The sequence below is a fragment of the Roseisolibacter agri genome (genome assembly GCF_030159095.1).
Lineage (GTDB): Bacteria > Gemmatimonadota > Gemmatimonadetes > Gemmatimonadales > Gemmatimonadaceae > Roseisolibacter > Roseisolibacter agri.
Map to the genome: position 1 here is coordinate 814,660 of NZ_BRXS01000001.1, position 16,313 is coordinate 830,972.

Genomic DNA, 16,313 nt, shown 5'->3' on the forward strand with positions numbered 1-16,313 from the left:
GTCCTCCCGCCCTGGAGCGTCGCATGCCCGCCCGCCGTCCCGTCCTCCGCGCCGCGCTCGCGGCCGGCCTCGCGCTCGCCGCCGCCGCCTGCGGCAGCACGCCCGTCGACGCCGACGGCGACCCGACGCCCATCGACAGCACGCCGCGCCTGCCGCCCGGCAGCCCCGCGCCGGCGCAGCTGACGGCGGCCGAGTCGCGCACGATCCAGGCGACCAACGACTTCAGCCTGGCGCTCTTCCGCGAGGTGAGCCGGCTGCGCGCCGGCCGCACGCTCTTCATCTCGCCGTACAGCGCGGCGGTCGCGCTGGGGATGACGCTCAACGGCGCCGCCGGCACCACGGCCGAGGCGATGCAGCGCGCCCTCGGCGTTCCCGGGCGAACGCTGGAGGAGGTGAACGAGAGCCACCGCCTGCTCGCGCACCGGCTGGCCGCGGCCGACACGAGCGTCCGCTTCGTCAACGCGAACGCGATCTTCTACAACAAGGATCTGACGTTCCAGCCCGCGTTCTTCGACACCACGCGCAAGTACTTCGACGCGCAGGTCGAGGGGCTCGACTTCGCGAACGCGCCGGCGACGCTCGCGCGCGTGAACGGGTGGGCGCGCGACCGCACCGCCGGGCGCATCGAGCGCATCCTCGACGAGGTGCGGGCCGGCGACCAGGCGATGTTCCTGGTCAACGCGCTCTACTTCAAGGGCGACTGGTCGAGCCCCTTCGAGACCGCCGCGACGCGGAAGGCGCCGTTCACGCGCGCCGACGGGAGCACGCAGCAGGTCGACCTGATGTCGCATCGGTCGATGTATCCGTACTGGCGCGCGAGCGACCTCGAGGCGGTGGAGCTGCCGTACGGCGCGGGGAAGTTCGCGATGACGGTCGTGCTCCCCGCGAGCGGCCGCTCGCTCGACCAGCTCGTCGCGTCGCTCACCGCGCCGCGCTGGCAGCAGCTCACCGACTCGCTGCGCCCGCGCGACCTGCAGCTGTCGCTGCCGCGCTTCACGCTGACGTACGAGGACGAGTGGAAGGACGTCCTGACCGCGATGGGGATGGGCGTCGCCTTCCAGGGCGGCGTGGCGGACTTCACGCGCATGTCGCCCGCCGGCAAGCGCCTCTTCATCGAGTTCGTGAAGCAGAAGACGTTCGTCGGCGTGAACGAGAAGGGCACCGAGGCCGGCGCGGTGACGGCGGTCGGCGTCGGCATCGTCTCGATGCCGCAGGAGCTGAAGGTGGACCGCGCGTTCGTGTTCGCGATCCGCGAGCGCACGACCGGCGCGCTGCTGTTCGTCGGCAAGATCGCCGCGATCCCGTGACGCGATCCCGTGATCCGATGAATCGGTGACGGCGCGCGGGCTTGCGCCGGGGCGGTCGGAGGCCGGAACGTTCGGGGAGCAGGGGGCGTAGGAGCCTCCCGCTCCCCGTTCGTCCCTCCCGCACCGATCATGTCCCAGCCACTCCTCCGCGCGCGCCGGGTCGCGTGCGCGCTCGCGACGCTGTCGGCGCTGCCCGCCGCGCGTCCGGCGGCGCTGCTCGCGCAGGGCGCCACCGCGCAGGGCGCCGCGCGCCGCCCGATGACCTTCGCCGACTTCGCCGCCGTGCAGGCGGTGAGCGACCCGCAGCTCTCGCCCGACGGGCGGCACGTGCTGTACGCGGTGCGCACGACCGACGTCGCCGGCAACCGCCGCACGACGACCACGTACCTGGCGGAAACCGCCGGCGATCATCCCGCCGCCATCCACGACGGCGCGGCGTCGGAGGCGCGGTGGTCGCCGGACGGGCGCTGGATCGCCTACGTCGCGGGCGGCCAGCTCTGGATCCGCGACGTCGAGGGGCGCACGCGGCGCCAGGTCACGCGGCTCAACGGCGGCGCGACCGGCCCGGTGTGGTCGCCCACGGGCGGCGCGATCGTCTTCACGTCCACCGTGTGGCCCGAGTGCACGACGGGCGGCAACGACGACGCGTGCAACCGGCAGCGCGACTCGGTGAAGGCGGCGAGCAAGGTGCAGGCGTACACCGCCGACCGCCTGCTCTACCGCCACTGGACGAGCGTCGACGCCGGCACGCGGAACCACCTGTTCGCGGTGGCGATCGACGGGCAGGGGAACGCGGGCGCGCCGCGCGACCTCGTGCCGGGCGCCGGCTACGACGTGCCGCCCGGGCCGTTCGGCGGCTCGGAGGGCTACGCCGTCTCGCCCGACGGGCAGGAGGTCGCGTTCTCGGCCAAGGCGCCGACGAGGGACGAGGCGTGGTCGACGGACGTGAACCTGTACGTCGTGCCGATGGCGGGCGGCGCGCCGACCGTGCTCACCGCCGCGAACGCGGGCGCCGACCAGAACCCGGTCTACACGCCCGACGGGAAGCACATCGCCTACGCGTCGCAGCGCCGCGCGAAGTTCGAGAGCGACCGGTGGCGCCTGATGCTGCTGGACCGCGCGACGCGCCAGAGCCGCGAGCTGCTCACCGGGTGGGACCGCAACGCCGACGCGTACGTCTTCGCGCCCGACATGAGCGCGGCGTGGGTGACGACGGGCGACCGCGGACGGGACAAGCTGTTCCGCGTCGCGCTGCGCGACGGGCGCGCAGCCGGCGCGCCGCAGCTCGTGATCGGGGACCACAACAACGTCGCGTTCTCCTTCTCGCGCGACCGCGGCACGGTGGCCTGGCTGCGCGACGCGGCCAACCGGCCGGCCGAGGTGTACGTCGCGAGCACCGCGGGCGCGAAGGTCGAGCCGCGGCAGCTCACGCAGTACAACGTCGGCCTCGTGAGCCAGCTCGCGCTCGCGCCGGCGGAGGACTTCTGGTTCCGCGGCGCGGACGGCGACAGCGTGCACGGCTTCGTCGTGCGGCCGCCCAACTGGCAGGCCGGGCGCAAGTACCCCGGGATCCTGCTGATCCACGGCGGGCCGCAGGGCGCGTGGCTCGACCAGTGGCACGGGCGCTGGAACTACAACATGCTCGCGGCGCCGGGCTTCGCGCTCATCGTCGTGAACCCGCGCGGCTCCACCGGCTACGGGCAGCGCTTCGTCGACCAGGTGACCGGTGACTGGGGCGGCCGAGCGTACACGGACCTGATGCGGGGCATGGACGCGGCGCTCGCGAAGCATCCGTGGATCGACCGCACGCGCATGGGCGCGACGGGCGGCAGCTACGGCGGCTACATGACCAACTGGATCGCCACGCACGCGCCCGAGAAGTTCAGGGCGCTGGCGACGCACGCCGGGATCTGGAACCTCGAGAACATGTACGGCGCGACCGAGGAGATCTGGTTCACCGAGTGGGAGATGGGCGGCCCGTACTGGGACCCGAAGGCGATGCAGTCGCAGTACCGCCGCTGGTCGCCGCACCTCGGGGCCGCGCGGCTGAAGACGCCGCAGCTCGTGCTGCACGGCGAGATCGACTACCGCGTGCCGTACTACGAGGGCGTGTCGCTCTTCACCGCGCTGCAGCGGCAGAACGTGCCGAGCCGGCTGGTCGTGTTCCCGGACGAGGGCCACTGGATCGGCAAGCCGCAGAACCAGCAGCTGTGGTGGAAGGAGATGCAGGGCTGGTTCACGAAGTACCTGCAGCCCGCGGACGCGCCGCGGACGGCGATGTGAGGCCGCTCCGCGACGACCGCTGGCTCTGGCCGCTCGCCGCGATCGCGGGCGCGCTGTTCTTCCTCTCGCTGGGGCGGCTCTGGCCGCTGGCGGCAGCGGACCTGACGGTGCCGCGTGCGACGCTGGTGTCGCGCGCGGCGCACGCGCTTCGGGCGCAGGGGCTCCTCGCCCGCGCCGCGGACACGACGGACTTCACCATCGCCACGCGGCTCGCGACGGACGAGGGCGCGCTGGACTACGTCGAGCGCACGTTCGGGCGCGACGCTGCGCAGGCGCTGATCCATGGCGGCTCCGCGCTGGTGGAGCACGAGGTGCTGCTCAAGCGCGCCGGCGATCCCGACGCGCGCTGGGTGGCGCTCCACCCCGACGGCTCGCTGCTCGGCTGGTTGCGCGGCGTGCAGGACGACGCGGCTGGCGCGCGGCTCGCGCTCGACGCGGCGCGTCCGCTGGCGGAGACGGCCCTGCGCCGCTTCGGACGGGCGCTCCATCGCGGTGCGTGGGCGCCGGAGCCCCAGGAGGACGACATCGACACCGCGTGGCGCAACGTGCCGTGGGCGGAGACCGGCGCCGCCTCGCGTGAGCGACCGGCGCGCACCGACCACTCGTTCACCTACGAGCGGCTGCTGCGCGATCCGAAGCGGCACGCGGGCGAGCTGCGCGAGCGCGCGGTGGTGACGGTGAGCGGCGACCGGGTGACGTCGGCGCGGCGGTGGATGGTGGTGCCCGCGGCCGGCGACCGCGCGGCGCGCGCGCGCGAGGCGCCCGTGCGCGCGCTGCAGACGGCGGGCTTCGCGCTGCTGGTGATCGGCGCGATCGGTGCGCTCGCCGTCTTCCTGCTGCGGCTGCGCGACGGCTCGGCGCGGCTGGGGCGCGCGGCCTACTGGAGCGCGATCGTGTTCGCGTGCGCGTTCCTGACCGGCGTGCTGGCGGACTACGCGCTGCTGGCCGGCTGGGACCCGCTCTGGCCGCGCTGGGTGGCGCGCTTCACGTCGCTCGCCAACCAGTCGCAGGGCACGGCGTGGATGTTCGTGCTGCTGTTCGCCTTCATCGCCGCCGGCGACGCGCTGGACCGCGAGGTGACCGGGGCCGGCGATGCGGGGGGGCGCGGCGCGACGCTCTGGCGGCTGGGGCGCGGCGGCATCGCCGACGCGGCCGTCGGCCTGGCGTCGCTGCGCGGCTTCGCCGTCGGGCTGCTGTGCGGCGGCGTGATGGCCGCGACCGTGTGGGGGCTGGAGCGGTGGGCGGGCGCGTACGCGGGCGTCCAGCCGACGGGCTTCTTCTTCTACGCGCTCAACAGCAGCGTGCCGTCGCTGGCGACGCTGCTCTTCTTCACGAACATCGCGCTGCTGGAGGAGCTGGGCTACCGGCTGTTCGCGGGGAGCTGGCTGCTGCGCACGTGGCGGCGGCCGTGGATCGCGATCGTGGTGCCCGCGGTCGTCTACGGGCTCACGCACACCGGCCTCTCCTTCCTGCCGCCGCAGGAGCCGTTCTGGGGGCGCGCGCTGGTGATGTCGCTGGTGGGCTGCGTGTGGGGCTGGGCGTTCCTGCGCTGGGACGCGCTGACCGTCGTCACGTCGCACCTCACGGCGGACCTGTTCATCTTCAACTGGCCGCGGCTGGCGAGCGCGCATCCGGACGTCCGGCTGGCCGCGCTGCTCACCGTCTCCGCGCCGCTGCTGCCGGCGCTCGTCGCGGGCGTCGCGGCGCTGGTGCGCGGTCGCCGCGCGCTTGCCGCGCCGACCGGCGGGGCGCATGATGGGGCGCCGATCGCCCCCGTCCCCCGCCAGGAGTCGCCGTCGTGATCCGCGAGCAGCTGATGAAGGCCCATCCCGAGCGCGACGGCGACTTCCGCTGGCGCGGCGACGGCGTGTCGCGCATCGAGGGGCTGAGCGACGCGGTGTTCGGCTTCGCGGTGACGCTGCTGGTGGTGTCGCTGGACGTGCCGGACACCTTCACGGACCTGGCCGCGATGATGCTCGGCCTGCCGGCGTTCGCGGCGACCTTCACGCTGCTGATCCTGGTCTGGTTCGCGCAGTACCGCTTCTTCCGCCGCTACGGCCTGGAGGACACGCGCACGATCGTGCTCACCGTCGCGCTGCTGTTCGTGGTGCTGTTCTACATCTACCCGCTGAAGTTCCTCTTCCAGACCTTCATCGGGCTGATCCTCGGCATCATCGGCTGGAAGCTGGACGTCGCGTGGCTGGCGCCCATCGGGAAGGCGTCGCAGGCGGCGATCCGCGGCGACCAGTGGCCGGCGCTGATGTGCATCTACGCGGTGGGCTACGCGGCGATCTACGGCCTCTTCGCGCTGCTGCATTCGCATGCGCTGTCGCGGCGCGCGGAGCTGGGGCTGGACGACATGGAGGCGCTCATCACGCGCTACGCGGTCTACGAGAACCTCGTCTTCGTGCTCGTGGCCGTGCTGTCGCTCGTCGTGCTGGTGGTGCTGGCCTACGGCGTCGGCGTGCCGATCTACGCCACCGGCTTCTTCGCCGGGTGGTCGTACATGCTGATCTGGCCCTTCCAGGCGGTGCTCGGCCGGCGGCTGGACCGAGAGAAGGCGGCGCTGCGTGCGGGGGCCGCGGCGGCCGCTCCCGTCATCGCGCCGGCCTGACCCCGTCTCCAGGGTCGCTCGACCCTGGAGTCCGGACGCGTCCGCTTGCACCTTGTGTGCGGCGCCCGGGTGGGCGCCGTCCACCCGTGCCCCCGCGTTCCCCGATGGCCAGCCCCCCGAAGCCGAACGTCGTCAGCGTCTTCTGCGCCGGCACCGACTACGACGAGAACAGCAAGGACGTCATCGCGCAGCTGTACGCGGCGACCGAGGGACGGCCCGGCGTCGACCGCTTCTTCTACGCGGGGCCCGGCTCCGCCGGCGCGGTCAAGCGCCACGGTGCGGTCGTGAACACCGTCGACAGCACGATGAAGCGCGTGATGCCCGGCCTCGGCGTGGTCGCCGGCGCGGCCGGCGTGAACCTCGGCCAGGTGGTGGACACCGCCACGGGCATGAGCATGCACCTCAACGTGGCGGCGGCCGAGCGCGAGGTCAGCGCCGTCTGCGCGCCGGGGCTCACGACCGTGAACCTCGCCGGGTGGAGCCGCGGCGCGGTGACGTGCATCGGCATCGCCAACGCGCTCGCCAGGCGCGGCGTGACGAGCATCAACCTGTTCCTCTTCGACCCGGTGCCGGGCACGAAGCTGGTCAACAGCTGGAACTGGACCGAGGAGCTGAACACGCTCCCCGAGGCGGTGAAGAGCACCTCCGTGCTGCTCATGGAGCAGATGGTGGGCGGCATCTCCACGGCCAAGGAGCTGCTGCTGCAGCCGCTGACGACGGCGTTCGCCGGCGGCACGGCGACGGTCTACCCGATGCCCGGGCGCCACAACAGCGCCGTCGAGAACGACTCCTACCTGCCCGAGGTCGCGGCGCTCGGCGAGCACCTGTGCACGCAGTTCCTGCTGAGCAAGGGCACGAAGCTGTCGCGCACGCGCACGCTGAGCGACGCGGCGGTGGTGGAGCACTACGCGACGGTGAAGCGCTCGCAGAAGCGCGTCGCGGAGGCGTCGGGCTACACGGAGCGCAGCTTCGCCATCGACAACCCGCTGCGCGAGTCGCTGTTCTTCGTCAACCAGCACCACAAGCGGACGTTCGCGACGGTCTACCCGACGGTGGCGCAGGTGCTCGACAGCGCGTTCGAGGTGCCGCGCTGGAACGCCAGCGCCGCCGACGAGGCGCGGCGCATCCGCGGCGGCTCGCCGTCGATGAAGGCGGTGCTGCTGGCGGGGCTGGGCACGCTGATCGCCGCGCGCCTGCCGACCTTCCCCACCAACCGCCCGCGCCGTGACGCGGAGGACCTGGTGCGGCTGCTGGCCGAGCTGCAGGGCATGACGGCCGAGCAGACGCAGACGGCGATCACCGTGACGCAGACACCGCCGCCGTCGCTCTTCGCGCCGCGCCTCCCGACGGCCACGCGTGGCCCGACGATCAGCGCCTCGACCTCCGACTGGTGACCGCCCGGTGACCGCACCCGCCACCGCGCCCGCGACGCACGACCGGCTGCCCGCGCTGCTCGACGCGATCCGGGCGTTCCTCGCGGCGCGCGTGCTGCCGCTGGAGCCCGAGCTGCTGCAGCGCGAGTTCCGCGACCTGCTGCCGCGGCTCGCCGCGCTGCGCGCCGAGGTGAAGGCGCAGGGGATGTGGGCGCCGTTCCTCCCGGCGTCGCTCGGCGGCCTGGGGCTGTCGCTGGCCGAGTACGCGGAGGTGAGCGCGGTGCTCGGCACGTCGCCGGTGGGGCACTACGTGTTCAACTGCCAGGCGCCAGACGTGGGCAACATGGAGCTGCTGCACGCGCACGGCTCGCCCGCGCTGCAGAAGCGCTGGCTGGCGCCGCTGGTGGCGGGCGACGTCCGCAGCTGCTTCTCGATGACGGAGCCGGAGTTCCCCGGCTCCAATCCCGTCTGGATGGGCACGCGCGCCGTGCGCGACGGCGACGAGTACGTGGTCACGGGCCGCAAGTGGTTCACGTCCAGCGCCGACGGCGCCGCGTTCGCGATCGTGATGGCGGTGACCGATCCCGACGCGCCGCCGCACCGCCGCGCGTCGCAGATCGTCGTGCCGATGGACGCGCCCGGCGTGCGGCTCGTGCGCAACGTCCGCATCATGGGCGAGGCCGGCAGCGACTGGGCGAGCCACGCCGAGGTGCAGTACGAGGGCGTGCGCGTGCCCGTGGGCAACCGCATCGGGCGGCAGGGCGAGGGCTTCGCGCTGGCGCAGGAGCGGCTGGGGCCCGGCCGCATCCACCACTGCATGCGCTGGATCGGCATCTGCGAGCGCGCGCTGGACCTGATGTGCCGCCGCGCCGTCTCGCGCGAGCTCTCCCCCGGGAAGCCGCTCGGCCTCCAGCAGCAGGTGCAGTTCTGGATCGCCGAGAGCCGCAGCGAGATCGACGCGGCGCGGCTGTACGTGCTGGACACCGCGCGGCGCATCGACGCCGAGGGCGCGGCCGCCGCGCGCGACGCGATCAGCGGGATCAAGTTCCACGTCGCCGGCGTGCTGCAGCGCGTGCTCGACCGCGCCATCCAGGTGCACGGCGCGCTGGGCGTCACGGACGACACCCCGCTCGCGTACTGGTACCGCCACGAGCGCGGCGCGCGCATCTACGACGGCGCCGACGAGGTGCACAAGGCCAGCCTCGCGAAGCGCATCCTGAAGCGCTACGGGATGGAGGCGCGCGAGTGATCGACGAGCCGCGCGCGGTCCGCCGCGGCGAGGAGCTGGACCCGGCGCCGCTCGCCGCCTTCCTCGCGCGCGCGGCGCCGGGCTGGGAGGACGTGCGGCCGGAGATGCTGGACGTCGCGCAGTTCGGGAGCGGCTTCTCGAACCTCACGTACCTAGTGCGCGCGGGCGGCCGCGAGCTGGTGCTGCGCCGGCCGCCGCGCGGCGTGAAGGCCGGCAGCGCGCACGACGTGCTGCGCGAGCACCGGCTGCTGACGGCGCTCCGCCCCGCGTTCGGGCGCGTGCCGCGCACCGTGGCCGCGTGCGACGACCCGGCGGTGCTCGGCGCGCCGTTCTACGTCATGGAGCGCGTGACGGGCGTGATCCTGCGCGGCGCGCCGGGCGAGCCGGTGCCGGAGGCGGCGACGATGCGCGGGCTCGCCGAGCGCTTCGTCGACGAGCTGGCGGCGCTGCACGCGCTGGACTGGCGCGCGGCGGGGCTGGGCGAGCTGGGCCGTCCCGAGGGCTACGTCGCGCGGCAGGTGGACGGCTGGTCGCGGCGCTGGCTTGCGGCGCGCACCGGCGACGTGCCGAGCATCGAGCGCGCGGCCGCGTGGCTCGCCGCGCAGCGCCCGCCGGACGGTGGCGCGTCGGTCATCCACAACGACTTCAAGTACGACAACCTGGTGCTCGATCCGGCGGACCTGACGCGTGTGGTCGCGGTGCTCGACTGGGAGATGGCGACCCTCGGCGATCCGTTGATGGACCTCGGCACGAGCCTGGGGTACTGGGTCGATCCCGACGATCCGCCGGCGCTGCGCGCGCTCCGGCTGGGGCTCACCGCCGCGCCGGGAAATCTCACGCGCGCGGAACTCGTGGCCCGCTACGCGAGTATATCTCGTCGCGACGTCGGGGACGCGCTCTTCCACTACGTGTTCGGGCTGTTCAAGCTCGCGGTGGTGGCACAGCAGATCTTCGCGCGGTACGTGCAGGGCCACACGCGCGATCCTCGCTTCGCGGCGCTCGACGGCGCGGTGCGCGCGCTCGGCGGACTGGCCGAGCGGGCGATCACCCTCGGGCGCATCGACCGGCTGGGGTGACGGCGCGGCGTCGCGATGCGGAGCGATGCATCGCGTATCTCGCATCACACGCCGTTACCTGCACGTCGGTCGATCGTGTTTCATGCGCGCGCTGCGCGCGCTATATTTCAGGCAACTCGAGCGGTCGGTCGGGAAGACTCCTGTTTTGACCCGACACTCTTGAAGCCGGGCGTCGTTCCACATCCCGTTGACGTCATGCCCCAGTGCGGGGAAGGCGGAAGGCGGGGGGCCGGTCGCCCAACTGATGCAATGCATCGGGGCTTCAAAACAACCTTCCCGGCAGGCTCTCGAGCCACGCGGCCCGCATCCGGTTCTCCGGCGCGGGCCGCGTGGCGTTTCGTGCGGCCCATCCTCAGGTCCCGCCGCCGCGCTGGCGCGTTCCTTCCCTAGTGGGCGTCCGTATCCCGAGACGAGCACCCACCGGAGGCACGCATGGGCCAGAACGTGAACGGCATGCTGGGAGACGCCGCCCGCCAGGCGGCGGGCGGCGCACGGCGGGCGATCGGCGAGAGCGCGCCGTGGCTGACGCGCGCCGCGCGGCTGGGCTACGCGGCGCGGGGCGTGGTCTACGTCACGCTCGCGCTGATCGCGCTGCAGGCCGCGCTGGGCCGGCGGCAGGCGGAAGGGCAGCGCGGTGCGCTGCGCGAGATCGCGTCACAGCCGCTGGGGCAGTTCCTGCTCGTGGTGATCGCCATCGGCCTGCTGGGCTACGCGGCGTGGCGGCTGATCGAGGCGGCGCGCGGCGCCGAGGGCGAGGGGAGCGACGCGAAGGGGATCGGGCTCCGGCTCGCGCACGCGGGCAGCGGGTTGCTGTACGGCTCGCTCGCGATCCAGGCGATCCGTCTCCTGCAGGGCGCGGCCCAGGACACGAGCGACGAGACCCGCACCGAGCACTGGACGGCGCGGCTGATGGCGCTGCCGTGGGGGCGCCTGCTCGTCGCGGCGGTCGGGATCGGCATGCTCGTGTACGCCGGCCAGCAGATGCGGAAGGCCTTCAAGGGGAAGGTCGTCCGCCACCTGGACCTGCGCGAGCTGGGGCCGGACGCGCGGCGCAACGTCCTGCGTCTGGGGCAGTTCGGCACCGGGGCGCGTGCGGTGGTCTTCGTGATCGCGGGCGCGTTCCTGGTCCTCGCGGCGCGAAGCAACGACCCGACCCAGGCGGCCGGGCTGCCCGGCGCGCTGGAGGCGCTGCAGGCCGCGCCGTGGGGCCCATGGCTGATGGGGCTGGTGGCGCTGGGGCTGCTCGCGTTCGGGCTCTTCCAGATCGTGCAGGCGCGCTACCGCGTGCTGCAGCCCGTGGACTGAGGCGGACTCGGCGGTGCGCGCCGCGTGGTTGCGCGCGCACGATTCCTGAAGCAGCGTAGGCCCAGGACGCCCGGCCCCTCCCGGCCGGGCGCGCGGGTTCCCCAACGGAGGCGCGGACCATGAACTCGACCGTCGCGATCCTGATGGGCGTGCTCTCGCTGGCGGCGATCTTCGCGGCGATCCGGGTGAACGGGCGCTCCGAGGCGGGGCGCCGCGCGGCGCCCGGCTACATCGTCTTCGCGTTCGGCGCGGCGACGCAGGGCGCGACCCTGCTGCGCGACACGTACAGCACGACGCTCGCAGTCATCGCCACGGTGGCGCTGCTGGTCGGCCTGGGGATGATCGCCCGCGGTTGGGCGACGCGATCCGCTCCGGTCTGACGCGACGGCGCACGCGGCACGGCCCCCGGTATCCGCGAGGACGCCGGGGGCCGTGTCACGTTCGGTGGTCGCCGGATCAGTCGCGCAGCGGCGGCAGCGGCTCCCCCAGGGGGACGAAGGTCAGCGCGACGCCGTTGTTGCAGAAGCGCTGGCCCGTGGGCGCGGGGCCGTCGTCGAACACGTGGCCCTGGTGGCCGCCGCAGCGCGCGCAGTGGTACTCGGTGCGCGGCCAGAAGAGCTTGAAGTCCTTCTTGGTGCCGAGCGCGCCCGGGATCGGCGTGAAGAAGCTCGGCCAGCCCGTGCCGCTGTCGTACTTGGCGTCGGTGCTGAAGAGCGGCGCGTGGCAGGCGGCGCAGACGTAGGTGCCCGCGCGCTTCTCGTCGTTGAGCGGGCTGGTGCAGGCGCGCTCGGTGCCCTCCTCGAACAGCACCGTGTACTGCTCGGGCGTAAGCACGCGGCGCCACTCCTCGTGCGGCTTCTTGAGCTGGGGCTCGCCGGTGGCGAAGAGTTCTGGCATCGAGACCTCGGGTGCGAAAGCGGGGCGCCGGACCGTCCGGCGCCCCTTCTGTTAGTGCGCGAGGCGTGTCGCGGTTCCCCGCGTCAGGCTGCCTCGACCTGGAAGATGCCGGCCGCGCCCATGCCGCCGCCGACGCACATCGTCACCATCCCGATGCCGCCGCCGCGGCGGCGCAGCTCGTGGATCAGCTGCGTCGTGAGCTTCGCGCCCGTCGCGCCCAGCGGGTGGCCGAGCGCGATCGCGCCGCCGTTGACGTTGACCTTCGAGAGGTCCATGCCGAGGTGCCGCGCGACGGCGAGCGCCTGCGCGGCGAACGCCTCGTTGAACTCGAACAGGTCGATGTCCGAGAGCTGCATGCCGGCCTTCTTCAGCGCCTTCGGGATGGCGTTGATCGGCCCGACGCCCATGATGTCCGGATCGATGCCGGCCACCGCGTAGGTCAGCAGCCGTGCCAGCGGCTTCGCGCCCACCGACTCGGCCTTCTCGCGGCTGGTCACCACCAGCGCCGCCGCGCCGTCCGAGTACGGGCTCGCGTTGCCGGCGGTGACGGTGCCGTTCGTCTTGAACGCCGGCCGCAGCTTGCCGAGGCCTTCGAGCGACGTGTCGGCGCGCGGCAGCTCGTCACGGTCGAAGACGCGGTCGGTCACCGTCTTCTTCGCGCCGTTCCACGTCACGTCCTGCACCGGCACGCCGACGATCTGGTCGCCGAACACGCCCGACGCCACGGCCTTCGCGGCCTTCTGCTGGCTCTCGAGCGCGAACTGGTCCTGGTCCGCGCGGCTCACGCCGAAGCGCTCCGCCACGCGCTCCGCCGTGAACCCCATGCCGATGTAGCTCTCGGTCATCTCGGGGTGCAGGCGCGTGTGGTAGCCCGACATCGGCACCTGCGACATCATCTCGACGCCGCCGGCGACGACGACGTCCTGCATCCCCGCGATCACCGCCTGCGCGGCGCTGGCGACGCTCTGCAGCCCGGAGGAGCAGAAGCGGTTGATGGTGGCGGCCGACGCGTCGACCGGGAAGTTGGCCTTCAGCGCGGCCTGGCGCGCGACGTTGAGCCCCTGCGACGCCTCGGGCATCGCGCAGCCGAGGATCACGTCGTCGATGTCGCGCGGGTCGATGCCGCTGCGGTGCACGGCCTCGCGCATCGTCAGCGACGAGATGTCGATCGGCGAGACGCCCGCGCGCGCGAGCGCGCCGTCGGCCTTGCCCTTGGCGACCGCGGTACGGACCGCGGAGACGATCACGGCTTCGTGCATGGTCAGTTCCTCAGGGGCTTGCCGGTCTTCAGCGTGTACGTGATGCGCTCCTGCGTCTTCTCGTTGCCGAGGAGCTTGAGGAACGACTCGCGCTCGAGGTCGAGGATGTCCTGCTCCGTCACCATGCGCGGCGGGCCGTCCCCGCCGCACAGCACGTACGCGATCTCGTGGCCGATGGCGACGTCGTGCGCGCTGGCCTGGCCGGCCTCGTGGAAGGAGAAGAGCGCGTACGACAGGTTGCCCATCCCCTCCTTGCCGAGCGCGCGGATGGTGCGCGGCGTCGGCGCGACGTAGCCCGGCGCGAGGTCGAGCACGCGCGCCTTTGCGTCGGCGATCAGGCGGTCGCGGTTCATCGAGATGCGGTCGTGCGCGCGCAGGAAGCCGATGCGCCGCGCCTCCAGCGCGCTCGTCGACGTCTGCGCGGTGGCGATGATCCTGAAGGCACGCTTCACCGCCTCGAACGGATCCGCCTCCTCGTACGGCTCCAGCTCCTTGGTGAAGCGGAAGAGCAGCTCCTTCGTGCCGCCGCCGCCGGGGAGCAGGCCCACGCCCGCCTCGACGAGGCCCATGTAGAGCTCCGCGTGCGCCTGCACGGCGTCCGCGTGCAGCGTGAACTCCGCGCCGCCGCCGAGCGCCATGCCGGCCGGCGCGACGACGACGGGGAAGGGGGCGTAGCGGATGCTCTGCGTCGCCTGCTGGAAGCGATGGATCGACTTGTCGATCAGGTCCCACATGCCGGCGATCACCGCGCCCGTGCTCTCCGCGAGGTCGGCGCCGGCGCTGAAGAACTTGGGATCGTCGTTGCCGATCACGAGGCCCGCCATGCCGTCGCGCTCCACGCGCTCCAGCGACGTCGCGAGCAGGTCGAGCACCTTGGAGCCGAGCGAGTTGGACTTGCTGCGGAACTCGAGGAGCGCGACGCCGTCGCCGAGGTCGAGCAGGCGCGCGCCCTCGTTCTGCGCCAGCACCTTGCCCGGCTGCGCCGCGACGCTCGACAGCCGCAGATTGCCGGCGATCGGCGCGACGGGGCGATACGTGCCGTCGAAGCCGAGCACCTCCTCGCCCTGCGCGCCCTGGCGGTAGAACGAGCCCTGGGCCTTCCGCAGCAACTCGGGGACCTCCTCGCCGCGCTTCTCGAACTCGGCGCGCAGGAAGTCGAGGCCGAGCATGTCCATGACGCGGAACGGGCCGGCCTCGTGGCCGTAGCCCCACTCCATCGCGCGGTCCACGCTCGGGATGTCGAACGCGAGCGACGGCGACGCCGTGAGCGCGTAGCGCGCGTTGTCGAGCAGCGTCGCGCGCAGGAAGTCGCCGTACTTGCCCGGCAGCGTCTTGAGCCCCGCGATGCGCTGCGGGAGCGGCGCCTTGATCGCGGCCTTCAGCTCGGGCGTCTCCAGCCGCTGCTGGGGCACGTACTGGTTGGCGCGGAAGTCCCAGGTCTGGATGTCCTTGCCGACCTTCTTGTAGAACCCGCCCTGCGTCTTGTCGCCCAGGCGCTTCTCGGCCACCATCTGCTCGAACCACGCGGGGAGCGGGAAGCGCTCGCCGGTGGCCTGCGCGAGGCCCTTCGTGACGTGCACCAGCACGTCGATGCCCGACAGGTCGCCCGTGCGGAACGTCGCCGACTTGGGGCGGCCGAGCAGCGCGCCGGTGAGGCCGTCGACCTCGTCGATCGTGAGGCCGAACTCCTCCATGCGCGCGATCGTGCGGTTCATGCCGTACACGCCGAGGCGGTTGGCGATGAAGCCCGGCGCGTCCTTGCTGACCACGACGCCCTTGCCGAGCAGCGTCTCGCCGAACGCGCGCACGCTGTCGAGCACCGCGGGATCGGTGTCGGGCGTGGGGATCAGCTCCAGCAGGTGCATGTAGCGCGGCGGCGCGAAGAAGTGCGTGCCGAGGAAGTGCTTCCTGAACCGCTCGCTGCGCCCCTGCGTCAGCACCTGCATCGGGATGCCCGACGTGTTGGACGAGACGATCGCGGTCGGCTTGAGGATCGCCTCGAGCTTCTCGTAGAGCGCCTGCTTGGGGCCGGGCTGCTCGATGATCGCCTCGATCACGAGGTCGCAGTCCTTCAGCAGCGCGAGGTCGTCCTCGGTGTTACCGGTGCGGACGAGCGCCGCGCGGTCGGCGTCCATGAAGGCGGCCGGCTTCCCCTTGAGGAGCTTCTGCACGGCGCCCCTGGGAATGGCGCCGCGGTCGGGCCCCTCGGCCGGGATGTCGAGCAGGACGACGGGCAGGCCGGCGGAGGCGGCCAGCGCGGCGATGCCGCTGCCCATGGTGCCGGCGCCGATGACGCCGACGGAGCGGATGCGCGGGCGGGCGGCGGGCGTCGGCGTGGCTTCGCCGAGGTCGAAGCCGAGGTCGAGGCCGGTGAACGCCGTTCGGCTGGGTCCGGCCGTGGAGGTCTCTTGGGACATCGTGGGGCGGCGCTCCTCAGGTGCGAGGTCAGGGCGGGCGGCGCGGGCGCGCTCGCCGGCCCGCGAAACATCCCACCCGGTCCGCGCCGACGGAAGGGCCCGATCGGGTGATGGACGGCACCGATCGGGCGCGTCGGGCCCGTCGACCCGAGAACCTAGGGCACGCCCGTTGCCTTGGTGGAAGGCGCCCCGGCGCAATCGTGCGACGGGCCCTCCAGGAGAATCGATATGACGCTGCTTACTTGGCTCATCGTTGGACTGGTCGCCGGACTCCTCGCCTCGTTCGTGATGGGCGGTGTCGGCTACGGCCTGATCGGTGACATCATCATCGGCATCATCGGCGCGTTCGTCGGCGGCTGGCTGTTCAGCGCCCTCGGCGTCGCGACGCCGCTCGGCGGTCTCGCGGGCACCATCCTCGTCGCGTTCATCGGCGCGGTCGTCCTGCTGTTCGTCCTGCGCATGATCCGCGGCGGACGTCGACGGGTGGTGTAACTCTCGTCCGCTCGTAGCACACGCAGTACGGCGAAGGGCCC

At 72.9% G+C, this 16,313-nt stretch carries 13 protein-coding genes; 10 read left to right on the plus strand and 3 right to left on the minus strand.

Annotated features, from left to right (window positions below):
• The first annotated feature begins 23 nt into the window (after positions 1 to 23).
• From rosag_RS03235 to rosag_RS03275, 9 genes are all read left to right on the plus strand, one after another.
• Positions 24 to 1,307 (plus strand): serpin family protein, encoded by a 1,284-nt coding sequence (locus rosag_RS03235; protein ID WP_284348589.1) that lies wholly within the window; start codon positions 24 to 26, stop codon positions 1,305 to 1,307.
• 129 nt (positions 1,308 to 1,436) lie between these two features.
• A complete protein-coding gene (locus rosag_RS03240) occupies positions 1,437 to 3,590 on the plus strand; it encodes a S9 family peptidase (RefSeq protein ID WP_284348590.1) in 2,154 nt (717 codons plus the stop codon).
• Positions 3,587 to 5,392 (plus strand): CPBP family intramembrane glutamic endopeptidase, encoded by a 1,806-nt coding sequence (locus tag rosag_RS03245; protein WP_284348591.1) that lies wholly within the window; start codon positions 3,587 to 3,589, stop codon positions 5,390 to 5,392. The genes rosag_RS03240 and rosag_RS03245 overlap by 4 nt, the downstream gene beginning before the upstream one ends.
• Positions 5,389 to 6,204 carry a TMEM175 family protein gene (locus rosag_RS03250; RefSeq protein ID WP_284348592.1) on the plus strand — a complete coding sequence of 272 codons (816 nt, stop codon included), beginning with the start codon at positions 5,389 to 5,391 and terminating at the stop codon, positions 6,202 to 6,204. The genes rosag_RS03245 and rosag_RS03250 overlap by 4 nt, the downstream gene beginning before the upstream one ends.
• Before the next feature lie 104 nt (positions 6,205 to 6,308).
• Positions 6,309 to 7,598: a hypothetical protein gene (locus tag rosag_RS03255; protein ID WP_284348593.1), complete on the plus strand. Its 1,290-nt coding sequence runs from the start codon at positions 6,309 to 6,311 to the stop codon at positions 7,596 to 7,598.
• Positions 7,599 to 7,605: 7 nt separating this feature from the next.
• A complete protein-coding gene (locus tag rosag_RS03260) occupies positions 7,606 to 8,826 on the plus strand; it encodes an acyl-CoA dehydrogenase family protein (RefSeq protein WP_284348594.1) in 1,221 nt (406 codons plus the stop codon).
• Positions 8,823 to 9,902, plus strand: a complete 1,080-nt coding sequence (locus tag rosag_RS03265; protein WP_284348595.1) for a phosphotransferase family protein — start codon at positions 8,823 to 8,825, stop codon at positions 9,900 to 9,902. The genes rosag_RS03260 and rosag_RS03265 overlap by 4 nt, the downstream gene beginning before the upstream one ends.
• A 432-nt stretch (positions 9,903 to 10,334) precedes the next feature.
• Positions 10,335 to 11,207, plus strand: coding sequence for a DUF1206 domain-containing protein (locus rosag_RS03270; RefSeq protein ID WP_284348596.1), 873 nt, complete (start codon positions 10,335 to 10,337; stop codon positions 11,205 to 11,207).
• 119 nt (positions 11,208 to 11,326) lie between these two features.
• A complete protein-coding gene (locus rosag_RS03275) occupies positions 11,327 to 11,587 on the plus strand; it encodes a hypothetical protein (RefSeq protein WP_284348597.1) in 261 nt (86 codons plus the stop codon).
• Positions 11,588 to 11,663: 76 nt separating this feature from the next.
• On the opposite strand, the gene msrB is transcribed toward rosag_RS03275, so the two are convergent.
• From msrB to rosag_RS03290, 3 genes are all read right to left on the minus strand, one after another.
• Positions 11,664 to 12,104: a peptide-methionine (R)-S-oxide reductase MsrB gene (gene msrB / locus rosag_RS03280; RefSeq protein ID WP_284348598.1), complete on the minus strand. Its 441-nt coding sequence runs from the start codon at positions 12,102 to 12,104 to the stop codon at positions 11,664 to 11,666.
• Between the two features lie 83 nt (positions 12,105 to 12,187).
• Positions 12,188 to 13,363, minus strand: coding sequence for a thiolase family protein (locus rosag_RS03285; protein WP_284348599.1), 1,176 nt, complete (start codon positions 13,361 to 13,363; stop codon positions 12,188 to 12,190).
• Between the two features lie 2 nt (positions 13,364 to 13,365).
• A complete protein-coding gene (locus tag rosag_RS03290) occupies positions 13,366 to 15,780 on the minus strand; it encodes a 3-hydroxyacyl-CoA dehydrogenase/enoyl-CoA hydratase family protein (RefSeq protein WP_284348600.1) in 2,415 nt (804 codons plus the stop codon).
• 177 nt (positions 15,781 to 15,957) lie between these two features.
• Here rosag_RS03290 and rosag_RS03295 point away from each other — a divergent pair, with 177 nt between their 5' ends.
• Complete coding sequence (locus tag rosag_RS03295; protein ID WP_284348601.1) at positions 15,958 to 16,272, plus strand: GlsB/YeaQ/YmgE family stress response membrane protein; 315 nt, start codon at positions 15,958 to 15,960, stop codon at positions 16,270 to 16,272.
• Positions 16,273 to 16,313 lie beyond the last annotated feature (41 nt).

What these genes read in the sequence shown, in the direction of transcription:
- rosag_RS03275 (WP_284348597.1), top strand. Translation starts at nt 11,327, where the DNA reads ATGAACTCGACCGTCGCGATCCTGATGGGCGTGCTCTCGCTGGCGGCG.
- rosag_RS03235 (WP_284348589.1), top strand. Translation starts at nt 24, where the DNA reads ATGCCCGCCCGCCGTCCCGTCCTCCGCGCCGCGCTCGCGGCCGGCCTC.
- rosag_RS03255 (WP_284348593.1), top strand. Translation starts at nt 6,309, where the DNA reads ATGGCCAGCCCCCCGAAGCCGAACGTCGTCAGCGTCTTCTGCGCCGGC.
- msrB (WP_284348598.1), bottom strand. Translation starts at nt 12,104, where the DNA reads ATGCCAGAACTCTTCGCCACCGGCGAGCCCCAGCTCAAGAAGCCGCAC.
- rosag_RS03290 (WP_284348600.1), bottom strand. Translation starts at nt 15,780, where the DNA reads ATGTCCCAAGAGACCTCCACGGCCGGACCCAGCCGAACGGCGTTCACC.
- rosag_RS03270 (WP_284348596.1), top strand. Translation starts at nt 10,335, where the DNA reads ATGGGCCAGAACGTGAACGGCATGCTGGGAGACGCCGCCCGCCAGGCG.
- rosag_RS03240 (WP_284348590.1), top strand. Translation starts at nt 1,437, where the DNA reads ATGTCCCAGCCACTCCTCCGCGCGCGCCGGGTCGCGTGCGCGCTCGCG.
- rosag_RS03285 (WP_284348599.1), bottom strand. Translation starts at nt 13,363, where the DNA reads ATGCACGAAGCCGTGATCGTCTCCGCGGTCCGTACCGCGGTCGCCAAG.